This window comes from Georgenia ruanii (assembly GCF_009193175.1).
Taxonomy (GTDB): Bacteria; Actinomycetota; Actinomycetes; order Actinomycetales; family Actinomycetaceae; genus Georgenia; species Georgenia ruanii.
Genome location: NZ_VUKE01000001.1, coordinates 449,096 through 472,543, shown reverse-complemented (window position 1 = coordinate 472,543; position 23,448 = coordinate 449,096). Strand labels below are relative to the sequence as shown.

The window sequence follows — 23,448 nt, the reverse complement described above, 5'->3', positions numbered from 1 at the left end:
CAAGAATGTCGATCTTCCTCAACTCCGACTCCCGCGTCATCGTCCAGGGCATGACGGGCGCGATGGGCCAGATCCACACCAGCCGCATGCTCAACGCGGGCACCCAGATCGTCGGCGGCACCAACCCCAAGAAGGCTGGCACCACCGTCGAGTTCGACGTCCAGCCGCTGGGCCCCGGCGCCGAGTCGCGTCAGGCCGGACAGGTCTCGGTGCCGGTGTTCGGCTCCGTCGCGGAGGCCAAGGAGGCCACCGGCGCCAACGTCTCGGTCATCTTTGTGCCGCCGGCCGGCACCAAGGCCGCCGTCGTGGAGGCCGTCGACGCCGGCATCCCGCTCGTCGTCATCATCACCGAGGGCGTGCCGGTGGCCGACACCGCCGAGTTCTTCACCTACGCCCAGTCCAAGGGCGTGCGCCTGGTCGGCCCGAACTGCCCCGGCGTCATCACCCCCGGCCAGTCCAACGTGGGCATCACCCCGGCGAACATCACCGGCCCGGGCCGCATCGGCCTGGTGTCGAAGTCCGGCACCCTGACCTACCAGATGATGTACGAGCTGTCCGACATCGGCTTCTCCACCTGCATCGGCATCGGCGGCGACCCGATCATCGGCACCACGCACATCGACGCCCTGCAGGCCTTCCAGGACGACCCCGAGACGGACCTCATCGTCATGATCGGCGAGATCGGCGGCGACGCCGAGGAGCGCGCCGCGGAGTTCATCAAGGCGAACGTCACCAAGCCGGTCGTGGGCTACGTCGCCGGCTTCACCGCCCCCGAGGGCAAGACCATGGGCCACGCCGGCGCCATCGTGTCCGGCTCCTCGGGCACCGCGGAGGCGAAGAAGGTCGCCCTCGAGGCCGCCGGCGTCAAGGTGGGCAAGACCCCCTCCGAGACCGCCCGGCTGGCCCGCGAGATCCTCGGCGCCGCCGTCGCGCGCTGAGCCGCCGCACCCGAGCGCCAGGCAGGCCCTGGCGGGCAGGACGTCCCTGCCCGCCAGGGCCTGTCGCGTCTCTGCGGACGACACCGGCCGGAGCGACCCGGCGAGGCGCGCCCGCCCCGCGCCCGGGCACGGCAGGATCGACGCCATGGCAGAGAACCTCACCCGGCCGACGGACGCCTCGGTCACCGATCTCGTCGAGCGCGCCGAGCCCGCCGGACGGCGCGAGGACGCCCGCGTGCTGCTCGACCTCATGACCCGGGTGACCGGCACGGACCCGGTCGTGTGGGGCACGAGCATGATCGGGTTCGGCGAGTACCACTACCGCTACGCCAGCGGCCACGAGGGCGACACCTTCGTCGTCGGCTTCTCGCCGCGCAAGACGTCGATGTCGGTCTACGGGCTCCTGCACCCGGAGGCCGAGGACCTCCTTGCCGCGCTCGGCCCGCACCGGCGCGGCGTGGGCTGCCTCTACCTGGGCCGGTTGCGGGGCGTCGACCTGGCCGTGCTCGAGCGGCTGGTCGCCCAGGCCTGGGCGCGCGGCGGCCAGGCCTAGCCGCGGCGACACGCCGTCGCACCAGCCGGGCCACGGCCGGCGACACGCCGTCGCACCAGCCGGGCCACGGCCCGCACAGGCCGGACGATGGGGACGATGCCCACCACCGGCCCCACCGCCCCGCACGTCATCGACGCCTCCGCGACGCGTGCGCGCGTCAGCATGCCCGCGGGCTGGCTCCGCGGCCTCGTCGCCGGGGTCGAGGCGGCCATGCTCAGCTGGCTCACCGTGGTGGTGCCCGCCGTCGCCACGTACGTCGCCACCGCGGCGGCGCCGGCGCTGGGCGAGGCGTCCTGGCAGGCCGCGGCGGGGTTGGGCACCTCGGTGTGGCTGCTCGGCCACGGCGGATCCATGCACGCGGCGGGGGCGGCGGTCTCCCTCGTCCCGCTCGGCGTCACCCTGCTCAGCCTGGCCCTCGTCTACGGCGCCACGCGCCGCATGCGGCTGGCCACGGTGGGGGCGGGCGGCTTCGTCCCGGCCGGCTTCGCCCTCGCCACGCTCGTCCTCGGCGCGTTCGCGGCCCTCCCCGGCTCCCGGCTGGCCGCCCTGGGCGGGGCGGTCCTCGTCGCCGCCGCGGGCACGGCGCTCGCGTTGTGGCGCGCCGGCGCGCCCGCGCCCGCGGCCCTGACCCGGTGGCGGGTGCCGGCAGCGGTCACCGCCGGTCTGGCCGGTGGCGGCTGGGCGCTCGGCGGGCTTCTCGCGCTCGCGACGGCGGGCGCCGTCGCCGCCGCCGTCGTCGGCTGGGACCGCGTGCTGCTCGTCCAGCACTCCTTCGCCCCCGACGTCGTCAGCGCCGTCGTCATGACCCTGGCCCAGCTGATCTACGTGCCCACCGCGGTGGTGTGGGCGCTCGCGTGGCTGGCGGGGCCCGGCTTCGCCGTCGGGCAGGGCACCGTCTTCAGCGCCACCGACGTCACCGCCGCGCCGCTGCCGGCGGTGCCGCTGCTGGGCGCGCTGCCCTCCCCGGGCACCCCGGCGCTGCCCTGGGTGGTGCTGCTGCCCGGCCTCGTCGGCCTGGCCGTGGGGATCTGGCTGCACCGACGCCGGCCCCAGGAGTCCCTCGCGGGTGCCGCCGGCGCCGCGCTCACCGTGGCCGGCGCCGTCGCGCTCGGGGCGCTCGTGCTCGGCGCCGCCGCGTCCGGCGGCATCGGGCCCGGCCGGATGGCGGAGGTCGGCCCGGCGCCCGCGGCGGTGGCCGGCCTGCTCCTCGTCGAGGTGGGGGCCGGCGCGCTGGTCGGCGTGCTCCTGCCGCACCCGCGCACGCGCGCGGGGCTGCGGGCCGCGGTCGCGCGGGGGCGTGCCGGCCGGCAGCGGACGGCGACCGGCGGTCCGGCAGCGACACCGGGCACGACATCGGCCGCGACCCCGGCGACGGCGCGCGGGTCGGCCGCCGCCCCGGCCACGGCGGAGCGCGAGCCGGCAGCGAGCCCGGCGGCGGCGCACGCACCGACCGATGCGGGTGGACGGTCCGCCGAGCCGCGGACGCAAGCCCCTCGGTTCCCGCGGCTGGGCGAGCACGACGCGGACGCGTCCCCCACCCGCCCGGCGCCGGGCGGGTGGGGCGGTCCCCGGCTGTCGGAGTGGCCGCCCTCTCAGGACGCCTGACGCATCAGCTGCTCCATCTGCCGCACCCGTTCGTTGAGGGAGTGCTGGAGCTGGGCGCCGCACGCGTCACGGGCCTGCCCGGTCAGCGCCGAGCGCTGGCAGGAGGAGTACGCGTCGTAGTCGCGCCAGAGCAGCGCCTGCCCCAGCGAGGCGAAGCCCAGCATCCCCGCGACCACCAGCCCCAGCGCCACGACCCCGGTCAGCGCCCCGCGGATCCGCGCGCCGCGGACCTTGACGAGGGCGACGACGCCCACGGCGAGCGCGGTCACGCACAGCACCCCGGAGAGCAGCGGCCACGGCCACGGCAGCGTGAACGCCCCGACGGCCAGCCCGGCGAGCAGGAGCAGACCGAAACGCCGGACCCACCTCAGGGCGACCGTGCGGCTCTCCCCGGCGGTCTCGGGCGGCGCTCCGGGTGGCCGGGCGCGATCGGGCCGGGGCTGAGGCGTGGGCATGGGAGCATCATCGCGCACCGCGCGGCTACGCTCGCGCACGTGAGCGTCCCCACCCCCCGCCCGGCCCGGCTCGTCGTCCTCGTCTCCGGGGGCGGGTCGAACCTCGCGGCGCTGCTCGAGGCGACGCGGGACCCGGGGTACGGCGCCCAGGTGATCGCCGTCGGCGCCGACCGGGAGGGCACCGGCGGGGTGGACCTCGCCAAGGCGGCGGGGCTGGCGACCTTCGTCGAACGGCTCGGCGACCACGCCAGCCGCGAGGAGTGGGACGCCGCGCTGACCGCCCAGGTCGCCGCGCACGAGCCCGACCTCGTCGTCTCCGCCGGCTTCCTCAAGCTCTGCGGGCCGCGGTTCCTCGAGCGGTTCGGCGGGCGCTACATCAACACCCACAACGCGCTGCTGCCCGCCTTCCCCGGCATCCACGGCCCACGCGACGCCCTGGCGTACGGCGTCAGGCTCGCCGGCGCCACCCTCTTCTTCGTCGACGCCGGCGTGGACACCGGCGCGATCGTCGCCCAGGTCGCGGTGCCCGTCCTCGACGACGACGACGTCGCGACGCTCACCGAGCGGATCAAGGTCGCCGAGCGCGCCCAGCTCGTCGAGCAGGTCGGCCGCCTCGCCCGGGAGGGCTGGCGCATCGAGGGCCGCCGGGTCATGGTCGGGCCCGCGCGGTAAGATCGGTCCCGGCCGTAACTGGCGAGGAAGGTGGCGTCCACCACCGGGGAGCGGCCGGAAGTCCCCTGAGAGAGCACCGCACGCCTGGGTGCCTGGGTCGGGTGCCCGCGGGCACCGCCGCCACGACCGCATCGAACCAGGAGTGCTTCATGAGCCAGACGTCCCAGCCCGCCGTCGAGCCCGTCGGGGACCGCGTCCCCCTGCGCCGGGCCCTGCTCTCCGTCTACGACAAGACCGGGCTGGAGCCGCTGGCCCAGGCCCTGCACGCGGCCGGCGTGCAGCTCGTCTCCACCGGCTCCACCGCCGCCCGGATCGCCGCCGCCGGCGTGCCGGTGACCCCGGTCGAGGAGATCACGGGCTTTCCCGAGTGCCTCGACGGGCGCGTGAAGACCCTCCACCCGCGCGTGCACGCCGGCATCCTGGCCGACCGCCGCAAGGAGACCCACCGCAGCGAGCTCGTCGAGCTCGGCGTCGCCCCGTTCGACCTCGTCGTCGTCAACCTCTACCCCTTCACGCAGACGGTGGCCTCCGGGGCCGGCGTCGACGAGTGCGTCGAGCAGATCGACATCGGCGGGCCGAGCATGGTCCGGGCGGCGGCGAAGAACCACCCGTCGGTCGCCGTGGTCGTCGACCCCGCCCGCTACGACGACGTCGCGGCCGCCGCGGCCGGCGGCGGGTTCACCCTCGCCCAGCGCCGCGAGCTGGCCGTGGCCGCCTTCGAGCACACCGCGGCCTACGACGTCGCCGTCGCGTCCTGGATGAGTGGGGTCTTCGACGCCGACGCCGGCGCGGACGCGCTCCCGGCCTTCACCGGCGGGGCCTGGCAGCGCCGCGCCACCCTGCGCTACGGGGAGAACCCGCACCAGCGCGCCGCGCTGTACACGGCCGAGGGGGCGAGCACCGGCATCGCCAACGCCGAGCAGCTGCACGGCAAGGCGATGAGCTACAACAACTACGTCGACGCCGACGCCGCCGTGCGCGCCGCCTACGACCACGCCGGCCCCGCCGTCGCCATCATCAAGCACGCCAACCCGTGCGGGATCGCCACCGGCGCGGACGTGGCCGAGGCGCACCGCAAGGCGCACGCCTGCGACCCGGTCTCCGCCTACGGCGGCGTGGTCGCCGCCAACCGGCCGGTCACCGCCGCCATGGCCGAACAGCTCGCCCCGGTGTTCACCGAGGTCGTCGCGGCGCCGGCGTTCGAGCCCGCGGCGCGCGAGATCCTCGAGCGCAAGAAGAACGTGCGCCTGCTCGTCGTCGACCCCGGGGAGCGCGCGGGCACGGACCTGCGCCCGATCAGCGGCGGCGTGCTCGCCCAGGACCGCGACGCCGTCGACGCGGCGGGCGACACCCCCGACGGGTGGACGCTGGTGGCCGGGCCCGCGGCGGACGAGGCGACCCTCGCCGACCTCGCCTTCGCCTGGCGGGCGGTGCGGGCGGTGCGCTCCAACGCCATCCTGCTCGCCGCCGACGGCGCCAGCGTGGGCGTGGGCATGGGCCAGGTCAACCGGGTGGACTCCTGCCGCCTGGCGGTCGAGCGCGCCAACACGCTGGGCGCGCCGGTGGAGTCCGCCGTCGACGCGGCCGGCGGGGCGGAGAACGCCGACGCCGCCGCGCGGGCCGCGGCCCCCGAGCGGGCCCGCGGCGCCGTCGCCGCCTCGGACGCCTTCTTCCCCTTCGCCGACGGCCTGCAGGTGCTGATCGACGCCGGCGTGCGCGCCGTCGTGCACCCCGGCGGGTCGATCCGCGACGCGGAGGTCATCGCGGCCGCCGAGGCGGCCGGGATCACCATGTACCACACCGGCGTGCGCCACTTCGCGCACTGAGCCGTCGCCGCGGCCCCGGCCGGTTGGGCCTGCCGGGGCCGCGACGTGCCCGGCTCCGGACAGGCCGCCGGCGTCGTGGCCTGGCGGTCAGGCCCGCCCGACGCGGTCGAGTAACGCGGTGACCCGGGCGAGCATGAGCGCCGCCGCCTCCGGGTCGTGGTCGGGCAGGTCGGCGTCGGCGAACAGGTGGGTCTCGCCGGGGTAGAGGTGAGCGGCGCCGCCGGTCTCGGCCGCCACCTCGCGCGCCTCCGCCGCGTCGCACCACGGGTCGGCCTCGTGCGTGTGGATCTCCACCGGCAGGCCGGCGGGCCACGGCGCCCCGACCGCCGCCGGGGGCAGGCAGCCGTGCATGAGCACCACCCCGCGTGCGCCGGGCCGGGTCTGGGCCAGCACCTGAGCGCACGCCGCCCCGAGGGAGAAGCCGGCGTAGACCAGGTCCGCGGGCAGGCCCTCGACGGCCGCGCCGGCGCGGCGGGTCATCTCCTCGACGCCGAGCGCGTCGCGCTTGACCACGCCCTCCTCGACGGTCTCGAAGGTCTCCCCGTCGTAGTAGTCGGGGGTGTGGACCTCGTGCCCGGCCGCGCGCAACGCGTCGGCGAAGTCGTGGACGGCGGGCCGCAGGCCCAGGGCGGAGTGGAAGAGCACGACGGTGGCCATGCCGGCGAGCCTAGGGGGAAGCACCGACACAGGGCGACGCTTCAGGGCGGCTAGGCCGGCGCCGACGCCGGGCCCGCCAGGTCCGCGGCCAGGACCGCCTTGCGCAGCGGGACGGCGGCGTCGGCGGCCCGGGCGAGGTCGAGCAGCGGCCGCGCGCCGGCGGCGAGCAGCTTGCGCAGCGGGACGACGTCGCGGGGCCGGTCCACGGTGAACCCGGCGGTCAGCCGGCCGGTGCCGGCCGGGCCCTGCTCGACGAGCAGCGCCGACCACGCCCCGTCCGGGTCGCCGCGCAGCAGGACCGTCGCGGCCTCGGTGGGCGCCCCGACGAACGCGAGGTCGTGGCCGAGCTGGGTGGAGAAGACGTAGGGCGCGCCGGGCGCGGGCACGTCGTGGCCGAGCAGGCCCGCGACCACCCCGGCGGGGTGGGTCAGCGCCGCGTCCCAGTGCCCGCCCGGGACCAGCCCGAGCCCGGGGACCTCCATGTCCGCGCAGTCGCCCACGGCCCGCAGCGACGCCGGGGCGCCGGCGACGCGCCCGGCGGGGTCGACGCGCAGCGCGCCGCGACCGGTCAGCGGCAGGGCCCCGGCCAGCCACCCGGTCGCCGGGCGCACCCCGACCGCGGTGACGACGACGTCGGCGGCGAGCCGCTCGCCCGGCGCGCCGTCGGGACCGGCCAGCGTGACGGCGCCCGGCTCGACCGCGGTCACCGGGGCGCCGCAGCGCAGCTCGACGCCCGCGGCGGCGTACCAGGGGGCGGTGCGCGCGCCCAGGTCGGCCCCCAGCTGGCGGTACAGCGGCGTGGAGGCCGCCTCGACGACGGTGACGGCGCAGCCCCGCGCCGCGGCCTGACCGGCGAGCTCGGCGCCGATCCAGCCGGCCCCCACCACGACCAGCCGGGTGCCGGGAGTCAGCCGCCCGCGCAGGGCGGCCGCGTCCGCAACGGTGTGCAGCTCCGCCGCCCCGGCCCACCCGGCCGGGCGCACCGGCTGGGCCCCGGTGGCGAGGACGGCGACGTCGGCGCGCAGCGTGAGCGCCCCGGCGTCCGCGGCGTCGACGGGCGCGACGGTGAGGACGACGCCGTCGTCGCCGGCCCGCACGGCGGTGGCGCGGCGGCCCCGCAGCACGCGGTCGGCGAGGTCGGCCAGGTCGCCGTAGCCCTCGCCCGACAGCCAGACCGGCTCGACCCGGCTGAACAGCTCCTTCGACAGCGGCGGACGGTCGTAGGGCGGGACCGGCTCGGCGCCCACCACAGTCACCTCGCCGTCGAAGCCCTGCGCACGCAGCTCGGCGACGCTGCGCAGGCCCGCCAGGCCGGCCCCGACGACGACGACGGAGCGGGGGGCGGGGGAGGGGGCGGCGGAGGCGGGCACGCTGCCACGGTAGTCTCGCCCCATCATGTCGAGCACGAGAGCCGTCCGCGTCACCGTCATGGTGGTCCTGCTGCTGGCCGTCGCCGCGGTGTGCGGCCTCGCCGTCGCGGTCAGCGCCCGGGCGGCGGCGACCGGGCTGGCGGTGGTCCTCGGCGCCTGCGCGGTGCTGCGCGCGCTCGGCCCGGTCACCGCGGTGCCGGCCGCCCGCTCGCGCCGGTTCGACGTCGTCCTGCTCGCGCTCGCCGCGCTCGCCCTGCTCTACCTGGCGCCGTGGGGCGACGCGCTGCCGACCGCAACCCGCTAGCGCAGGCGAGGCCCCGGCGCCCTGACCGGGCGGTCACCTCACCGGGGGCGGGGCGACCCCGCGTGTGATGATGACGGCGTGAGCGAGCTCGCCCTCAACATCGTCCTGGTCCTCTTCTTCGTGCTGCTGGGCGGGGTCTTCTCGGCCTCGGAGATGGCGCTGGTGTCCCTCCGCGAGAGCCAGGTGCGCACGCTCGCCGGCCGCGGCGGCGCCGGGGCGCGGGTCGCCAAGCTCACGGCCGACTCCAACCGGTTCCTCTCCGCCGTCCAGGTGGGTGTGACCCTCGCCGGGTTCTTCTCCGCGTCCTTCGGCGCCGCGCAGATCGCGCCGGCGGTCGCCCCGCCCCTGCAGAGCCTGGGCGTGCCGTCCGGACTGGCGTACGGCGTCGCGTTCGTCGGCACCACGGTGGTGATCTCCTACCTCTCGCTGGTCTTCGGTGAGCTGGTGCCCAAGCGCCTGGCGATGCAGAGCGCCGAGAAGTTCTCCCTCGCCGTCGCCACCCCCCTGGACTGGATCGCCACCGTGCTGCGGCCGGTCATCTGGCTGCTCGGCGCGTCGGTCAACGTGGTCATGCGGCTGCTGGGACGCGACCCCAACGCCCAGAAGGAGGCGATGGGCACCGAGGAGCTGCGCTCGCTCGTGGCCCAGCACGAGTCCCTCGGCGTCCAGGAGCGCGACATGGTCGTCGACCTCCTCGCGGTGGGCGAGCGCACCGTCCAGGAGATCATGACCCCGCGCACCGAGGTGGAGTTCCTCGACGCCGGGATGCCGATCGCCGAGGCCCAGCCGCTCGTGCGCGACCTCGAGCACTCCCGCTACCCGGTGCGCGGGGAGAACGACGACGACGTCGTCGGTTTCATCCACATCCGCGACCTCATCCACCCCGACCCCGCAGTGCGCACGGTCGGTGACCTGGTCCGCGACATCACCTTCTTCCCCACGGGCACCCGCGTGCTCAGCGCCCTGACGGTCATGCGGCAGAACCACGCCCACCTCGCCGTCGTGGTCGACGAGTACGGCGGCACCGACGGGATCATCACGCTGGAGGACTGCGTGGAGGAGTTCGTCGGGCAGATCCAGGACGAGTACGACCGCGAGCCGCCGGAGTTCGTGGCCAACGGCGTCACCGAGGACGTCGCCGGTCTGCTCGGCCGAGCGGAGGTGGCCAAGATGCTCGACCGCGAGCTGCCCGTGGGCCCCTTCGACACCCTCGGTGGCTTCATCATGGCCCGCCTGGGCCGGCTGCCCCGCGTGGGGGACGCGGTCACCTGGGATGACCTCGTCCTTACCGTCACGGCGCTGGACGGGCGCCGGGTGGACCGGGTGGAGATCCGCAAGGCGGCCGACGCCGTGGTGGCCTGACTTCGGCGCCGTCGTGGCCTGACCCCGGCGCGGGCGCCGGCACCGGGGCCGGGCGGTGAGCCCGGTCACCGAAATATCTCGATGTCGAGTAATCTGGTCGGCGGCGTCGGTGCCCCGGCGCCCCGCGAAGTCGAGGCGCCCCCTCCACGGGGGTGGTCAGGAGTGTGGCAGGACATGGCGAAGATCAAGGTGGCGGGCCCGGTCGTCGAGATCGACGGCGACGAGATGACCCGGATCATCTGGCAGTTCATCAAGGACCGCCTGGTTCATCCGTACCTCGACGTCGACCTGCGGTACTACGATCTGTCGATCCAGAACCGCGATGCGACGGACGACCAGGTCACCATCGACGCCGCGCACGCGATCAAGGAGCACCACGTCGGCGTCAAGTGCGCCACCATCACGCCCGACGAGGCGCGGGTGGAGGAGTTCGGCCTCAAGAAGATGTGGGTCTCGCCCAACGGCACGATCCGCAACATCCTCGGCGGCGTCGTCTTCCGCGAGCCGATCATCATCTCCAACGTCCCCCGCCTCGTGCCCGGCTGGACCAAGCCGATCGTCATCGGCCGTCACGCCCACGGCGACCAGTACAAGGCCACCAACTTCAAGGTGCCCGGCGCCGGCCAGCTGACCATCACCTTCACCCCCGAGGACGGCTCGGAGCCGGTCCAGCACGTCGTCGCCAACTACGGCGAGGACGGCGGCGTGGCGATGGGCATGTACAACTTCAACAAGTCCATCGCCGACTTCGCGCGCGCCTCGTTCAACTACGGCCTGCAGCGCAACTACCCGGTCTACCTGTCCACGAAGAACACGATCCTCAAGGCCTACGACGGCGCCTTCAAGGACATCTTCCAGGAGATCTTCGACACCGAGTACAAGGACCAGTTCGCCGCGGCCGGCCTCACCTACGAGCACCGCCTCATCGACGACATGGTCGCCTCCGCCATGAAGTGGGAGGGCGGCTACGTCTGGGCCTGCAAGAACTACGACGGCGACGTCCAGTCCGACACGGTCGCGCAGGGCTTCGGCTCCCTCGGCCTGATGACCTCGGTGCTCATGACCCCCGACGGCCAGACCGTCGAGGCGGAGGCGGCGCACGGCACCGTGACCCGCCACTACCGCATGCACCAGCAGGGCAAGCCCACCTCGACGAACCCCATCGCCTCGATCTTCGCCTGGACCGGCGGCCTCAAGCATCGCGGCAAGCTCGACGGCACCCCCGAGGTCATCGGCTTCGCCGAGACCCTCGAGGACGTGGTCGTCAAGTCCGTCGAGTCCGGGAAGATGACCAAGGACCTCGCCCTGCTGGTCGGTCCGGACCAGGGGTGGCAGACCACCGAGGAGTTCCTCGCGACCCTCGACGAGAACCTCTCGGCCCGCCTGGCCTGAGAACCGACGACGAAGGAGTTGTGCATATGACCACGCCCGTGAACGTGACCGTCACCGGCGCCGCCGGCCAGATCGGCTACGCCCTGCTGTTCCGCATCGCCTCGGGCCAGCTGCTCGGGGCCGACACCCCGGTCAAGCTGCGCCTGCTGGAGATCCCGCAGGGCGTCAAGGCCGCCGAGGGCACCGCGATGGAGCTCGAGGACTGCGCCTTCCCGCTGCTCGCCGGCATCGACATCTTCGACGACCCCAAGACCGGTTTCGAGGGTGCCAACGTCGCGCTGCTCGTCGGCGCCCGCCCGCGCACCAAGGGCATGGAGCGGGGCGACCTGCTCGAGGCCAACGGCGGGATCTTCGGACCCCAGGGCGAGGCCATCAACGCCGGCGCCGCGGACGACATCCGCGTGCTCGTCGTCGGCAACCCGGCCAACACCAACGCCCTCATCGCCCAGCAGCACGCCCCGGACGTGCCGGCCGAGCGCTTCACCGCGATGACCCGCCTCGACCACAACCGCGCGCTGAGCCAGCTCGCGGCCAAGACCGGTGCGGCCGTCGCCGACATCGCGGACCTCACCATCTGGGGCAACCACTCCGCCACCCAGTACCCCGACGTCTTCCACGCCACGGTCGCCGGCAAGCCCGCCAGCGAGCTGGTGGACCGGTCCTGGCTGGAGAGCGACTTCATCCCCACCGTCGCCAAGCGCGGCGCGGCGATCATCGAGGCGCGCGGGGCGTCGTCGGCCGCCTCGGCCGCCAACGCCGCGATCGACCACGTGCACGACTGGGTCAACGGCACCGCCGACGGCTCGTGGACCTCGGCGGCGATCGTCTCCGACGGCTCCTACGGCGTGCCCGAGGGCCTCATCTCCTCCTTCCCCGTGCGGGCGAAGGGCGGGAGGTGGGAGATCGTCCAGGGCCTGGAGGTCAACGACTTCTCCCGCGCCAAGATCGACGCCTCGGTCGCCGAGCTCGTCGAGGAGCGCGACGCCGTGAAGGGCCTCGGCCTGATCTGACGCCCGGCAGCCCGCCGGCTGTCGCCCGAGGGCGCCCCGGTCCCCGCTCGTGGGGACCGGGGCGCCGTCGTCGTCGGGCTCAGTAGCCTGATCGTTGCATGCAGTCCTGGAACGCCTGGGGATTGTTGCCGTACGTCTCGACGCAGTGCTGGAAGTCCGGGCCGACCACCTGCGAGACGAGGAACGACCCGAAGATCGCCGAGCCGATGCCGAGCAGCACGGCGAGGGCCCCGAGCACGATGCCCGCGATGGACTGCGAACGGTTGGTCGCCTCGCCACGGCCCACCCGGCTCAGCGCCACGGCGCCGAGGATGATCGCGACGACGCCACCGACCAGGCCCAGCAGCCCGACGAACGGCACCCAGGCGAGGAGCACGGCGATGATGCCGATGACCAGCGCGGCGACGCCCAGCCCGTTGCGCGGCCCGCCGTGCGCGGTGGCGCCGTACGGGGTGCCGGCGTACGGCTCGCCGGGCTGGCCGTACTGCGGAGCGCCGTACTGGGACTGGCCGTAGGGGCCCGGTTGGCCGTACTGGGGTGCGCCGTACTGGGGCTGGCCGTAGCCGGGCTGGCCGTAGCCGGGCTGGCCGTGCTCGCCCGGCGGGCCGTAGGCGGGCGGGGCGCCGGGCCCTTGCTGTCCGGGCTGGCCGGCGGGGCCGGTGGGCTGGGCGTAGGGGCCAGGCGCACCGGCCGGAGGGGTGTCGTCGCGGGGCCCGCCGTCGGCGGGGCGATCGTCCGGGCGGTCCGGGGGCGGTGATGCGCTCATGATGACCCACTCTCGTCGTAGGACGCGTGGTCTCATCGTGGCACCGACGGTGCCGTGGTGGGGCGGGGTGTCCCCTGCGTGCGGGGCGGCGGGGCGTCGCACAGAGGGTGTGCGGCGGGGCGGGGCGTCGGCGCCGGGCGGCAGCTCCCGGCGGATCAGGAAACGACGAACCGGGTGACCTCCGCGACGACACCCGGGTCGCGCAGGATCCGCTGGTGGCCGAGGGTCTCGGTGGTGTGCAGGCGCGCCGCCGGCCAGGCGCCGGCCACGCGCTCGCCGTCGGCGTAGGGCACCTCCTTGTCGTGGCGGTCGTGGATCACGAGCGCGGGGGTGGGCGGCGCCATCGTGGTGAGGTCGAAGTCGTGCACCGGCCGTCCGGCGAGCTCCTCGAGCCGGCGCTCGAACCGTGTTCGGGTCCGCTCGCCGTAGCCCAGCGCGCGGGCGAGCCCGGCGGTCATCGAGTCGACGCCCACGCTGGGGGCGATCAGTGCCAGCCGGCCGACCGGCAGCCCGTCGCGCACGGCCAGGGCCGTCGTCGTGCACCCGAGGGAATGGGCGACGACGGCGGACGGCGGGCCGTGCACGCCGGCCACCGCCGCGAACGCCTCGGCGATCTCCACCGCGGTGCTGCGCCGGGGCCCGAGGCGTCCGGCCGGGGACTCGCCGTGGCTGGGGGCGTCGAAGGCCACCACGCGCCGTCCGGCGGCCACGAGCGGGGCGACGAACGCGCCCAGCTGGCCGCGCCACCCGCCCCAGCCGTGCGCCAGGTAGACCGGCTCGCCCGCGCCCCAGCACTCGACGACGACCCGGCGCCCGTCCGGCAGCCGCACCGCGGAGGTCGTCCCCGGCTGGGTGCGCTCGTCCCGCCGTCGTCCGCCGTTGCGGGGCAGGGTGCACCAGACCCGCAGGGCCCAGCGGGCGGCGAGGTCGGGGGCCAGGCGGTCGCCCGCGCCGAACGCCGCCCGCAGGGCAGTGAGCCGGGCGGCCTCCCGGGCGCGGGTCGGCGTGGTCGTCATCGCTCCTCCTCGTGCGTGGCGCCCGGGGGCGGCCGCCCCAGGACGCGGGTTCGTCAGCCCTTGACGGAGCCCGACATCAGCCCGCCCACGAAGTACTTGCCCAGGATGACGTACACCACCAGCGTGGGCAGCGAGGCGAACAGCGCGCCGGCCATGGACACGCCGTAGTTCTGCAGCAGCGCGCCGTTGGCCAGGTTGTTCAGGGCCAGGGTGACCGGACCGTTCTGGCTCGAGGAGAAGAAGACGGCGAAGAGGTAGTCGTTCCACGCCGAGGTGAACTGCCAGATCAGCACCACCACGAAGCTCGGGATCGAGATCGGCAGCACCACCGAGGCGTAGGTGCGCAGCATCCCGGCGCCGTCGACCCGGGCGGCCTCGATGAGCTCCTTGGGCACCGACGCGTAGTAGTTGCGGAAGATCAGGGTGGTGATCGGGATGCCGTAGATGACGTGCAGGAGGATCAGCGTGGGGATGCCGCTGGGCAGGCCCACGGCCAGCACGATCTGGTTCAGCGGGATCATCACCGCCTGGTAGGGGATGAACATCCCGAACAGGATCAGCGTGAAGACGACGTTCGCGCCCTTGAAGCTCCACCGGGAGAGCACGAAGCCGTTCATCGACCCGAGGAAGGCCGAGATGACGGCGGCGGGGACGACCATCTGGAGCGAACGCCAGATCGACGGCGACAGCGCCTCCCACGCGGCCCGCCAGTTGTCCAGCGTCCACAGCGTCGGCAGGGCCCACGCGCGGGCGGGCGAGGCGTCGCCGGTGCCCTTGAAGCTGGTCACCAGCAGGACGTAGACGGGGATGAGCACGACGACCACGGACAGGAGCAGCAGGGCGTAGCGGACGGTCCGGGCCACGGAGAACCGACCGGGCGCCGGGCGCCGGGTGCTCGGGCGCGGCGCGCGGGCGACGTCGCCCAGCGGCGCGGCGGTGGTGGAGGTGGTGGTCATCGCCCGCCGTCCTTCCGTGAGGTGTGGATGAGGTAGGGCACCACGAGCACCGCGACGATGATGAGCAGGATCGAGCCCACCGCGGCCGCGTTGGCGTAGTCGTAGCTGGACTTGAAGACGTACATGTCCACCGCCGGCACCTTGGTCTGGTAGTTCGACGGCTTGGAGATCGACATGATCAGGTCGAACGCCTTGAGGGACATGTGGCCGATGATGATCAGCGCCGACAGCGCCACCGGGGAGAGCTGGGGGAAGAGGACGTGGCGGTACAGCTGCCACTCGCTCGCGCCGTCCATCCGTGCCGCCTCGCGCAGCTCCTCCGGGATGCCCCGGAAGCCGGCCAGGAACAGGGCCATGACGTAGCCGGACAGCTGCCAGATCGCGGGGATGGCGATGGCGGCGATGCCGACGGAGATGTTGTTCCACCAGGGGTTCTGGAGGAAGTCGAGCCCGACCATCTGGAAGAGGCGGTTGAGGCCCAGGGCGCTCTCGCCCTCGTTGGAGTTCAGCAGCCACCGCCACACCACGCCGGAGGCGATGAAGGAGACCGCCATCGGGAAGAGGTAGACGGACCGGAAGAAGCCCTCGCCCCGCGCCGGGCGCTCCAGCAGCCAGGCCCAGACGAAGCCGATGACCATCGTGCCGACGAGGAACACCGCGGTGTAGAGCAGCAGGTTCTTCAGCGAGTGCTGGAAGTCCGGCGAGCCCAGGAGGTCGAGGTAGTTCTGGGCGGCGACGAACGCCGTCGGCGCCTGCCCGGTGGCCTGCTGGGCGGTGTGGCTGTCCGTGAGGGAGGTCTGGAGGTTGACGACGATCAACCCGTAGACGAACACGCCGACGAGGAGGAGGGACGGGGCCAGCAGCAGCAGCGGGGGGCCCCAGCGCTTGACGGTCTTCACAGTCGCTCCTGTGCGGTGGTGGTGCGGCGGCCACGGGTGAGCCCGGGCCCGGGTGGGGACGCGCGGCGTCCGGGGAGGCCGACGGCGGGCGCGGTAGGGGAGCGCCCGCCGTCGGGGTGCGCGCCGGGGCGCGCAGCTGGGTCAGGAACCGGCGACGGCCTTGGCCAGGTCCTGCTGGTAGGCGGCCAGGTCCGAGGCGCCGGTGGTGAACTTGCTCGTGGCGTCGGAGATCGCGTTGAGCACGGCGACCGGCGTGGCCGCGCCGTGGGCGAGCGACGGGACGATGCTGTCCTTGCCGTAGGCCTCGATGGCGCTCTGCTGGTACTCGGAGAAGTCCGAGGGCTTGGCGTCGGTGCGGGCCGGGATGGAACCCTTGGCCTTGTTGAACGCCGTCTGGCCCTCGAGGGAGCCCACCGTCTCCAGCCACGCCTTGGCGCCGTCCGGGTGCGGGGCGCCGACGGGGAGGGTGAAGGAGTCGGCGAGGAAGCCGAACATCGAGTCGCTGCCGGGCACGGGGAAGTCGACGAAGTCGGTGCCGCGGGCCTTGTCCTGCTCCTCGAACGCCGCGACGGCCCAGTCGCCCATGACGTTGTAGGCGGCGTTGCCGTCGATGACCATCTGGGTGGCCTCGGGCCAGTCCAGCCCGTCGCGGTCGGCGTTGGTGTAGCTCATGAGCTTCTGGAAGTCCTCCAGGGCCGCGGTGACCTCGGCGCCCTTCCAGTCCGTCGACCCGTCCCACAGGCCGTTGTAGGCCTCGGCGCCCAGGTCGGCCATGAGGACCGTCTCGAGCAGGTTCACCTGGGTCCACGTGGTGGCCACGGACAGCGGCGTCTTGCCGGTCGCCTTGACCTTCTCCAGGTCGGCGAGCCACGCGTCGATGTCGGCGGGCACGGCGGCCGGGTCGACCCCCGCCTCCTCGAGCACCGCGGGGTTGGCCCACACCACGTTCGACCGGTGGATGTTGGAGGGGATCGAGTAGATCTTGCCGTCCACGGTGAGCAGGTCGACGAGGTCCTGCGGGAACGCGTCGCGCAGCTTGAACTCGTCGTACAGGCTGGAGATGTCCTCCAGCTGCGCGGCGTTGATGTAGTCGGTCAGCTCCTTGCCGGCGTGGGCCTGGAACGTGTCCGGCGGGTCGCCGGCCTGCAGCCGCGACTGCAGCAGGTCCTTGGCGGCGGAGCCGGCGCCGCCGGCCACCGCGCCGTTGACGAACTTGACGTCGCCGTGCTGCTGGCCGAACACGTCCACCAGCGCGTCGAGGCCGGCCTTCTCCGAGCCCTGGGCCCACCAGGTGAAGACCTCGACCTCGTCGCCGCCGCCGCTGCCGCTGGCGTCGCCGCCGGCAGCCTTGTCCGACCCGCCACTGCACGCGGCGAGGACGAGGCTGGCGGCCGCGATCCCGGCCACCGCTGCGATCCGTCGCATCTGACACTCTCCTTCGAAACTTCGTCGTCCCGTCGGCACGGCGGGGGTGCCGTGCCGCAGCCTGTCGTCGCCGAGCTGGCCGTTCTTCATCGTCGGGCCAGTCCCGGGCTTTGTCACCGATTTACGAGAAATCGTCGTCGATTTGTGATGCACCGAGCGTAGCGCGAGCGGTACGCCCAGCGCGAACCCGAGCAGAACCGCACAGTACCGCTCAACGGGCGGAGCTGTCCGGGACCGCGCCGCCCGGCAGCGGCGCCGCCTCGAGGGCGAGGGCGAGGGCGCCGAGCACCGCCGCCCGCTCGCCCAGCAGGCCGCGCTCGACGCGGGCCCTGGCGGCCACGGACGGGATGGCGTCGCGCCGCAGGCCGGTGCGCACGGCGCCGAGGAACGCGTCCCCGGCCCGGACGAACGGCCCGCCGAGCAGGATCAGCTCGGGGTCGACCAGGTTGGCCAGCAGCGCGACGCCGCGGCCGACGTGGCGCCCGACGTCCTCGATCACCCGACGGCAGGCGGGGTCGCCGGCGTCGGAGGCGTCGATGACCCGGTCGATCGTCAGGTCCGGCCCGAGCGTGGGACGGAGCATCTCGAGGGCGGACGGGACGGACGCGACCGTCTCCAGGCACCCGCGGTTGCCGCACCGGCACACCACGCCAGCCGGCTCGACGGGAGAGTGGCCCAGCTCGCCGGCGGTGCCGCCGAAGCCGCGGTGCAGGTGGCCGTCGAGCACCATCCCCGCCCCGATGCCGGTGGAGACCTTGACATAGACCGCGTCGCGCACGCCCCGGGCCGCCCCCCAGCGCGCCTCGGCCAGGATGGCCAGGTTGGCGTCGTTGTCCGTGGCCGCCGGGACGCCCAGCCGGGCGCCCACCTCGCCGGCCATGTCGTAGCCGACCCAGCCGCTGAGGATGGTGCCCGGTCCCACTGTCTGGGTGCTGCGCTCCACCGGCCCGGGCAGGCCCAGGCCGACGGCGCGCAGGTCGCCGGGCGCGCGCCCGGACCCCGCGATGAGCTGCGCGAGCAGGTCGAGCACGACGGGGGTGGTCTCCGGCCCGGAGTGGCCGAGGGGGAGCGGCACCTCGCGCTCGACCACGACCTGGCCGTCCGCGGTCGCCAGGGCCGCGCGGACGTGGCTGCGCCCGACGTCCACGCCCCCGACGACCCCGCCCCGCGGCGCCAGCCCGAAGGTCCGGGCGGGACGGCCGCGTCCGCGCGCGGCGGGGTCCGCCGGGTTCTCCACGATCGTGCCGTCGGCGACGAGGTCCGCGACGATCCCGCCCACGGTGGTGGGGGAGAGCTCCAGCGCGCGGGCGATCGTCGCCCGTGACAGGGCGCCGCGCGCGCCGAGCAGGCGCACCACGGCCCGCTGGTTGCGGCCGCGGGGGCCCGTGACGGACGGCGCCGCGGTGGTCGCTTCTGTGCGGGCCACCTGACCCTCCAATTTACGTCAGTTTTGGACAATAACGTTGTCCCGGTGCCGGTATTATTCACCGGCTCCGGGACTATTCACGACGCTTCGGCGCCCGACGTGGCGAGAAGGTCCGGCTGACGGGCAAAAGGCCCCGGCCTGAGTGCCTCTGCTTCCGGGCGGGGCACGATCGAGCGTGCGGCGGTGGGCTGCCGATCAGGGTGGCTGCTGGCGCGAGGTGTGCGGCGCCGTCGGTGTCGGAGAGAAGGTTGTCCTGTCCGTACAACTTCACCGGCCGCTCGGGGCTCTGGCGGCGTCTCGGGAGGGGCGCGCTGCAGGGTGTGGGCGGGGCGTCCGGGAGCCCGCCGGCGCCGACCCGTCCGAGCGACCGGCTCAGGGGAGAGGACTGATCATGGCCGACACCTGCACCCATCTCGACACGGTTGCCGACGTCCAGCCCTCCAGCACCGGGTGCGAGGACTGCCTGCGGATCGGTGCTGGGTGGGTCCACCTTCGGATGTGCATGCGCTGCGGGCACGTGGGGTGCTGCGACAGCTCCCCGAACCGTCACGCCAGCGCCCACTGGCGCGAGCACCCCGACCACCCCCTCGTCCGCTCCTACGAGCCGGGCGAGGACTGGTGGTGGTGCTTCCCGGACCAGCTGCTCTTCGCGGTGGACGGGGCTCCACCGGCTCCGTCGCACCCTTAGCCCGGCCGCGGGACGGCGGCCGCGCTCCTCGACGCGGTCAGGGGAAGACGACGGTGCGTTGCCCGTCGAGCAGCACGCGGTGCTCGGCGTGCCAGCGCACGGCGCGGGCCAGCACCCGCCGCTCGACGTCCTGGCCGCGCGCCACCATCTCCGCGACGTCGTCGGCGTGGGTGACCCGCTCGACGTCCTGCTCGATGATCGGGCCCTCGTCCAGGTCCGCGGTGACGTAGTGCGCCGTGGCGCCGATGAGCTTCACGCCGCGGGTGTGCGCCTGGGCGTAGGGGCGGGCGCCCTTGAAGCTCGGCAGGAAGGAGTGGTGGATGTTGATGACGTTGCCCGCCAGCTCGGTGCACACGCTGTCCGAGAGGATCTGCATGTACCGGGCCAGCACCACCAGCTCGACGTCGTGCTCGCGCACGAGGCTGAGCAGTGCCCGCTCGGCGTCCTGCTTGGTCTCCTTGGTCACCGGGATGTGGTGGAACGGCGCGCCGTAGAAGGAGGCGATGGGCTCGAGGTCCGGGTGGTTGGCGACGACGCCGACGACGTCGATGGGCAGGCCCTGGAAGCGCTGCCGGAACAGCAGGTCCACGAGGCAGTGCGCCTCCTTGGACGCCATGATCAGCGTCCGGACCGGCCGGCCGACCTCGTCGAGCTTCCACGTCATGTCGAACTCGTGGCCCACCGCCGCCAGCGCCCCCTCGACCTCGTGGCGCGGGGCCCGGGTCTCGACCTGCACCCGCATGAAGAACAGGCCGGTGGAGGGGTCGCCGAACTGCTGGGACTCGGTGATGTTCCCGCCGTGCTCGGCGAGGGCCCCCGACACGGCGTGGACGATCCCCGGCCGGTCGGGGCAGGAGAGGGCGAGGACAAGGTGCTCGGCAGGTGCGGCGTTCACCCGCCGGAGGGTAGCGCCCGGGCGTCGCCCCAGGTGGTGGGCGTCCGCTGGGCGGGTAACGACGCAGGCCCGTCCGGGTGGATGCCACACTGGGGGCATGGACGACGTCAGGATCGACCTCATCACCGAGGACGAAGCGGGGGAGCTGCTCACGGTGCGCCGGGCGGCGTTCGTGACCGAGGCGCAGCTGTACGGGGACCCCAACCTCCCGGCGCTGACGCAGTCGCTCACCGAGCTGGTCGCGGACATCAAGCAGCCCGACGTCGTCACCCTCGGCGCCTGGCTGGGCCACCGCCTGGTGGGCTCGATCCGGGTCGAGCTCGAGGCGGAGAAGGCCAACCTCGGCCGCCTCGCCGTCGTCCCGGACCTCCAGGGGCGCGGGATCGGCACCCAGCTGCTCATGGCCGTGCTGCAGTACCTGCCCGAGCAGACCAAGGAGGTCTGGGTGTTCACCGGGCAGGACTCCAAGCAGAACCTCGCGATGTACGCCAAGCAGGGCTACGAGTACCAGTACGACCAGCATACCGGCGACCTCACCTACGCCTACCTGCGCCGCATCCTGGGCGAGGACGAGCCTGGGGAGAGCCTCGCCGGCCTCGAGCCCTGACGTCCGGCGCGGGACGGCGCCGCCGGGGGCCGCGCGCACTTGGTAGTCTCGTCGCCGTCGCGACTGGCGCCTGAGGTGGGGAACCACCGGGGAGCGACACCAGCACCAGATTCGAGGTCGTCCGCCTGGGCCGAGAGTCACCACACCGAGTGCGCACGCACACCGTGTGCGTGAGACCACCAGCGGAGGAAGCATGAGCCCGACCACTTCCGGCAGCGCCACGTCCGTGGCCAACCAGTCCCTGCAGGAGCTCGACCCCGAGATCGCCGCGGTGCTCGACGGCGAGCTCGCCCGCCAGCGCGAGACGCTCGAGATGATCGCCAGCGAGAACTTCGTGCCGCGCGCCGTCCTGCAGGCGCAGGGCTCCGTGCTGACGAACAAGTACGCCGAGGGCTACCCGGGCCGGCGGTACTACGGCGGCTGCGAGCAGGTCGACATCGCCGAGAACCTGGCCATCGAGCGCGCCAAGGCTCTCTTCGGCGCCGAGTACGCCAACGTCCAGCCCCACTCGGGCGCCCAGGCCAACGCCGCCGTCCTCATGGCGCTGGCCAACCCCGGCGACAAGATCCTTGGGCTGAGCCTGGCGCACGGCGGGCACCTCACGCACGGCATGAAGATCAACTTCTCCGGCAAGCTCTACGACGTCGCCTCCTACGGGGTGGACGAGCACAGCCACCGCATCGAGATGGAGACGGTGCGCAAGACCGCGCTGGAGCAGCGGCCCCGCGTGATCATCGCCGGATGGTCGGCCTACCCGCGCCAGCTCGACTTCGCCGCGTTCCGCGAGATCGCCGACGAGGTCGGCGCGTACCTGTGGACGGACATGGCGCACTTCGCCGGGCTGGTCGCCGCGGGCCTGCACCCGTCGCCGGTGCCGCACTCGGACGTCGTCTCCTCCACCGTGCACAAGACCATCGGCGGCCCGCGCTCGGGCTTCGTGCTCTCGCGCGACGCCGAGACCTTCGGCAAGAAGATCAACTCCGCCGTGTTCCCCGGGCAGCAGGGCGGCCCGCTCATGCACGTGGTCGCGGCCAAGGCCGTGGCGTTCAAGATCGCCGCGGGCGAGGAGTTCCAGGACCGCCAGCGCCGCACCCTCGAGGGTGCCCGGATCATCGCCGAGCGGCTCAGTGAGAAGGACGTCGCCGACGCCGGTATCTCGCTGGTCACCGGCGGCACCGACGTGCACCTGGTGCTCGTGGACCTGCGCAACGCCGCCCTGGACGGCCAGCAGGCCGAGGACCTCCTCCACGCCGCCGGCATCACGGTCAACCGCAACGCCGTCCCCTTCGACCCCCGCCCGCCGCGCGTGACGTCCGGCCTGCGCATCGGCACGCCCGCGCTCGCGACGCGCGGATTCGGCGCCGCGGAGTTCACCGAGGTCGCGGACATCATCGCCACCACGCTGGTCGGTGGCGCCGGCACGGACGTCGAGGCGCAGCGGGCCCGGGTGCGGGCCCTGACCGAGGCCTTCCCGCTCTACCCGGGCCTGCAGCAGTGACCGCGCGCGTCCTGGACGGGCGCGCCACCGCCGCAGCGATCAAGGCGGAGCTGACCACCCGCGTGGCCGCCCTGCGTGCCCGCGGCGTCACGCCTGGCCTGGGCACGGTGCTGGTCGGCGAGGACCCGGGCTCGAAGGCGTACGTCGCCGGCAAGCACCGCGACTGCGCCGAGGTCGGCATCGCCTCCATCCGCGAGGACCTGCCCGCCACGGCCACGCAGGACGACGTCGCCGCCGCGGTGGCTCGGCTCAACGCCGACCCCGCCTGCACCGGCTACATCGTCCAGCTGCCGCTGCCGCGCGGGATCGACGCCAACGCCATCCTCGAGATGATCGACCCGGCCAAGGACGCCGACGGGCTGCACCCGACGAACCTCGGCCGGCTCGTGCTGCGCGTCAAGGACGAGATCACCTCGCCGCTGCCGTGCACGCCGCGCGCGGTGCTCGAGCTCGTCGCCCGGCACGGGGTGTCCCTGGGGGGCAAGGACGTGTGCGTCGTCGGCCGCGGGACGACCGTCGGACGCAGCATCGGGCTGCTGCTCACCCGCAAGGACGTCAACGCCACCGTGACGCTGACCCATACGGGGACGGCGGATCTCGCCACCCACGTGCGCGCGGCGGACGTGGTCGTGGCGGCCGCCGGGCAGCCGGGCATCATCACGGCGGACATGGTCAAGCCGGGCGCGGTCGTGCTGGACGTGGGGGTGTCGCGGGCCGTCGACCCCGCGACCGGCAAGACGAAGCTGCGCGGCGACGTCGCGCCCGGGGTCGACGAGGTGGCGGGCTGGCTCTCGCCCAACCCCGGCGGCGTCGGGCCGATGACCCGGGCGATGCTGCTGGCGAACGTCGTGGACACCGCGGAGCGGATGGCCGCCTGACGGTCGAGACGGCGCACGAGCGAGGGCGGGTCGCGTGAGCGGCCCGCCCTGTCGTATTCGAGCCGGGGGCGGCGATTCTGTGCATGCCGACCCCCTCTCGCGATTCCGCATGGTCTATCCCCAGGCCCGGGGCGGATGTCGCACCCCGCGGGTAGTGTCCTACACGTGTTCGATAGGCGGGGTGGCCGGGACCGGGGTGCGGGGCAGCCCGGTCCGGACCCTGCCCCGGCGGCGCCCTCGGTCCCGTCGG

At 74.1% G+C, this 23,448-nt stretch carries 23 protein-coding genes and 2 riboswitches; of the genes, 13 read left to right on the top strand and 10 right to left on the bottom strand.

Features of this window, described 5'->3' with window-relative positions; all coding sequences use genetic code 11:
- Nucleotides 1–5: 5 nt before the first annotated feature.
- The 3 genes from sucD to GD880_RS02170 all read left to right on the top strand — a co-directional run bounded on the left by sucD (nt 6) and on the right by GD880_RS02170 (nt 3,096).
- Nucleotides 6–938, top strand: a complete 933-nt coding sequence (sucD, locus tag GD880_RS02180; protein ID WP_152229968.1) for a succinate--CoA ligase subunit alpha — start codon at nt 6–8, stop codon at nt 936–938.
- Nucleotides 939–1,083: 145 nt separating this feature from the next.
- Complete coding sequence (locus GD880_RS02175) at nt 1,084–1,491, top strand: DUF1801 domain-containing protein (protein WP_152229967.1); 408 nt, start codon at nt 1,084–1,086, stop codon at nt 1,489–1,491.
- Between the two features lie 96 nt (nt 1,492–1,587).
- On the top strand, nt 1,588–3,096 hold the full coding sequence (locus GD880_RS02170; protein ID WP_152229966.1) for a cell division protein PerM: 1,509 nt from the start codon (nt 1,588–1,590) through the stop codon (nt 3,094–3,096).
- Here GD880_RS02170 and GD880_RS02165 read toward each other — a convergent pair.
- Complete coding sequence (locus GD880_RS02165) at nt 3,084–3,551, bottom strand: hypothetical protein (RefSeq protein WP_152229965.1); 468 nt, start codon at nt 3,549–3,551, stop codon at nt 3,084–3,086. The genes GD880_RS02170 and GD880_RS02165 overlap by 13 nt on opposite strands.
- A 39-nt stretch (nt 3,552–3,590) precedes the next feature.
- Between GD880_RS02165 and purN the strand changes: the two genes are divergently transcribed.
- Together purN and purH are read left to right on the top strand one after the other, a co-directional pair.
- On the top strand, nt 3,591–4,223 hold the full coding sequence (gene purN / locus GD880_RS02160; RefSeq protein WP_152229964.1) for a phosphoribosylglycinamide formyltransferase: 633 nt from the start codon (nt 3,591–3,593) through the stop codon (nt 4,221–4,223).
- Nucleotides 4,224–4,227: 4 nt separating this feature from the next.
- A riboswitch (ZMP/ZTP riboswitch) is annotated at nt 4,228–4,320 on the top strand.
- Nucleotides 4,321–4,372: 52 nt separating this feature from the next.
- Complete coding sequence (gene purH, locus GD880_RS02155; RefSeq protein WP_152229963.1) at nt 4,373–6,049, top strand: bifunctional phosphoribosylaminoimidazolecarboxamide formyltransferase/IMP cyclohydrolase; 1,677 nt, start codon at nt 4,373–4,375, stop codon at nt 6,047–6,049.
- 87 nt (nt 6,050–6,136) lie between these two features.
- Here purH and GD880_RS02150 read toward each other — a convergent pair whose 3' ends face one another.
- Nucleotides 6,137–6,706, bottom strand: a complete 570-nt coding sequence (locus GD880_RS02150) for a dienelactone hydrolase family protein (protein WP_152229962.1) — start codon at nt 6,704–6,706, stop codon at nt 6,137–6,139.
- Between the two features lie 50 nt (nt 6,707–6,756).
- The gene (locus GD880_RS02145; RefSeq protein ID WP_226909308.1) at nt 6,757–8,076 is read right to left on the bottom strand and encodes an NAD(P)/FAD-dependent oxidoreductase; all 1,320 of its coding nucleotides are present in this window, start codon (nt 8,074–8,076) and stop codon (nt 6,757–6,759) included.
- 25 nt (nt 8,077–8,101) lie between these two features.
- Here GD880_RS02145 and GD880_RS02140 point away from each other — a divergent pair, with 25 nt between their 5' ends.
- From GD880_RS02140 to GD880_RS02125, 4 genes are all read left to right on the top strand, one after another.
- Nucleotides 8,102–8,380 (top strand): hypothetical protein, encoded by a 279-nt coding sequence (locus tag GD880_RS02140; RefSeq protein ID WP_152229961.1) that lies wholly within the window; start codon nt 8,102–8,104, stop codon nt 8,378–8,380.
- Between the two features lie 78 nt (nt 8,381–8,458).
- On the top strand, nt 8,459–9,742 hold the full coding sequence (locus tag GD880_RS02135; protein ID WP_152229960.1) for a hemolysin family protein: 1,284 nt from the start codon (nt 8,459–8,461) through the stop codon (nt 9,740–9,742).
- A gap of 174 nt (nt 9,743–9,916) precedes the next feature.
- On the top strand, nt 9,917–11,134 hold the full coding sequence (locus GD880_RS02130) for an NADP-dependent isocitrate dehydrogenase (RefSeq protein WP_152229959.1): 1,218 nt from the start codon (nt 9,917–9,919) through the stop codon (nt 11,132–11,134).
- A gap of 26 nt (nt 11,135–11,160) precedes the next feature.
- Nucleotides 11,161–12,144 (top strand): malate dehydrogenase, encoded by a 984-nt coding sequence (locus GD880_RS02125; RefSeq protein WP_152229958.1) that lies wholly within the window; start codon nt 11,161–11,163, stop codon nt 12,142–12,144.
- A 79-nt stretch (nt 12,145–12,223) separates the two neighbouring features.
- Here GD880_RS02125 and GD880_RS02120 read toward each other — a convergent pair whose 3' ends face one another.
- The 6 genes from GD880_RS02120 to GD880_RS02095 all read right to left on the bottom strand — a co-directional run bounded on the left by GD880_RS02120 (nt 12,224) and on the right by GD880_RS02095 (nt 18,632).
- The gene (locus GD880_RS02120; protein ID WP_152229957.1) at nt 12,224–12,910 is read right to left on the bottom strand and encodes a DUF4190 domain-containing protein; all 687 of its coding nucleotides are present in this window, start codon (nt 12,908–12,910) and stop codon (nt 12,224–12,226) included.
- Between the two features lie 155 nt (nt 12,911–13,065).
- Nucleotides 13,066–13,926, bottom strand: coding sequence for an alpha/beta fold hydrolase (locus GD880_RS02115; protein WP_152229956.1), 861 nt, complete (start codon nt 13,924–13,926; stop codon nt 13,066–13,068).
- A gap of 53 nt (nt 13,927–13,979) precedes the next feature.
- Complete coding sequence (locus GD880_RS02110) at nt 13,980–14,882, bottom strand: carbohydrate ABC transporter permease (protein ID WP_152229955.1); 903 nt, start codon at nt 14,880–14,882, stop codon at nt 13,980–13,982.
- Complete coding sequence (locus GD880_RS02105) at nt 14,879–15,781, bottom strand: carbohydrate ABC transporter permease (RefSeq protein WP_152229954.1); 903 nt, start codon at nt 15,779–15,781, stop codon at nt 14,879–14,881. Before GD880_RS02105 ends, GD880_RS02110 begins: the two co-directional genes overlap by 4 nt.
- A 141-nt stretch (nt 15,782–15,922) precedes the next feature.
- Entirely contained in the window at nt 15,923–17,206 is a 1,284-nt protein-coding gene (locus tag GD880_RS02100) for an ABC transporter substrate-binding protein (protein ID WP_152229953.1), read from the bottom strand.
- Nucleotides 17,207–17,417: 211 nt separating this feature from the next.
- Nucleotides 17,418–18,632 (bottom strand): ROK family transcriptional regulator, encoded by a 1,215-nt coding sequence (locus tag GD880_RS02095; protein ID WP_193314318.1) that lies wholly within the window; start codon nt 18,630–18,632, stop codon nt 17,418–17,420.
- Nucleotides 18,633–19,023: 391 nt separating this feature from the next.
- On the opposite strand from GD880_RS02095, the gene GD880_RS02090 reads away from it, so the two are divergent.
- Nucleotides 19,024–19,320, top strand: a complete 297-nt coding sequence (locus GD880_RS02090; protein WP_152229951.1) for a UBP-type zinc finger domain-containing protein — start codon at nt 19,024–19,026, stop codon at nt 19,318–19,320.
- 37 nt (nt 19,321–19,357) lie between these two features.
- Here GD880_RS02090 and purU read toward each other — a convergent pair whose 3' ends face one another.
- Nucleotides 19,358–20,215 carry a formyltetrahydrofolate deformylase gene (gene purU / locus GD880_RS02085; protein ID WP_226909307.1) on the bottom strand — a complete coding sequence of 286 codons (858 nt, stop codon included), beginning with the start codon at nt 20,213–20,215 and terminating at the stop codon, nt 19,358–19,360.
- Nucleotides 20,216–20,312: 97 nt separating this feature from the next.
- On the opposite strand from purU, the gene GD880_RS02080 reads away from it, so the two are divergent.
- The 3 genes from GD880_RS02080 to GD880_RS02070 all read left to right on the top strand — a co-directional run bounded on the left by GD880_RS02080 (nt 20,313) and on the right by GD880_RS02070 (nt 23,198).
- Nucleotides 20,313–20,822 carry a GNAT family N-acetyltransferase gene (locus tag GD880_RS02080; RefSeq protein WP_152229949.1) on the top strand — a complete coding sequence of 170 codons (510 nt, stop codon included), beginning with the start codon at nt 20,313–20,315 and terminating at the stop codon, nt 20,820–20,822.
- Nucleotides 20,823–20,871: 49 nt separating this feature from the next.
- Nucleotides 20,872–20,960: riboswitch (ZMP/ZTP riboswitch) on the top strand.
- A gap of 55 nt (nt 20,961–21,015) precedes the next feature.
- The gene (gene glyA / locus GD880_RS02075) at nt 21,016–22,320 is read left to right on the top strand and encodes a serine hydroxymethyltransferase (protein ID WP_152229948.1); all 1,305 of its coding nucleotides are present in this window, start codon (nt 21,016–21,018) and stop codon (nt 22,318–22,320) included.
- Nucleotides 22,317–23,198, top strand: a complete 882-nt coding sequence (locus tag GD880_RS02070) for a bifunctional methylenetetrahydrofolate dehydrogenase/methenyltetrahydrofolate cyclohydrolase (protein WP_152229947.1) — start codon at nt 22,317–22,319, stop codon at nt 23,196–23,198. The genes glyA and GD880_RS02070 overlap by 4 nt, the downstream gene beginning before the upstream one ends.
- Nucleotides 23,199–23,448: the final 250 nt, after the last annotated feature.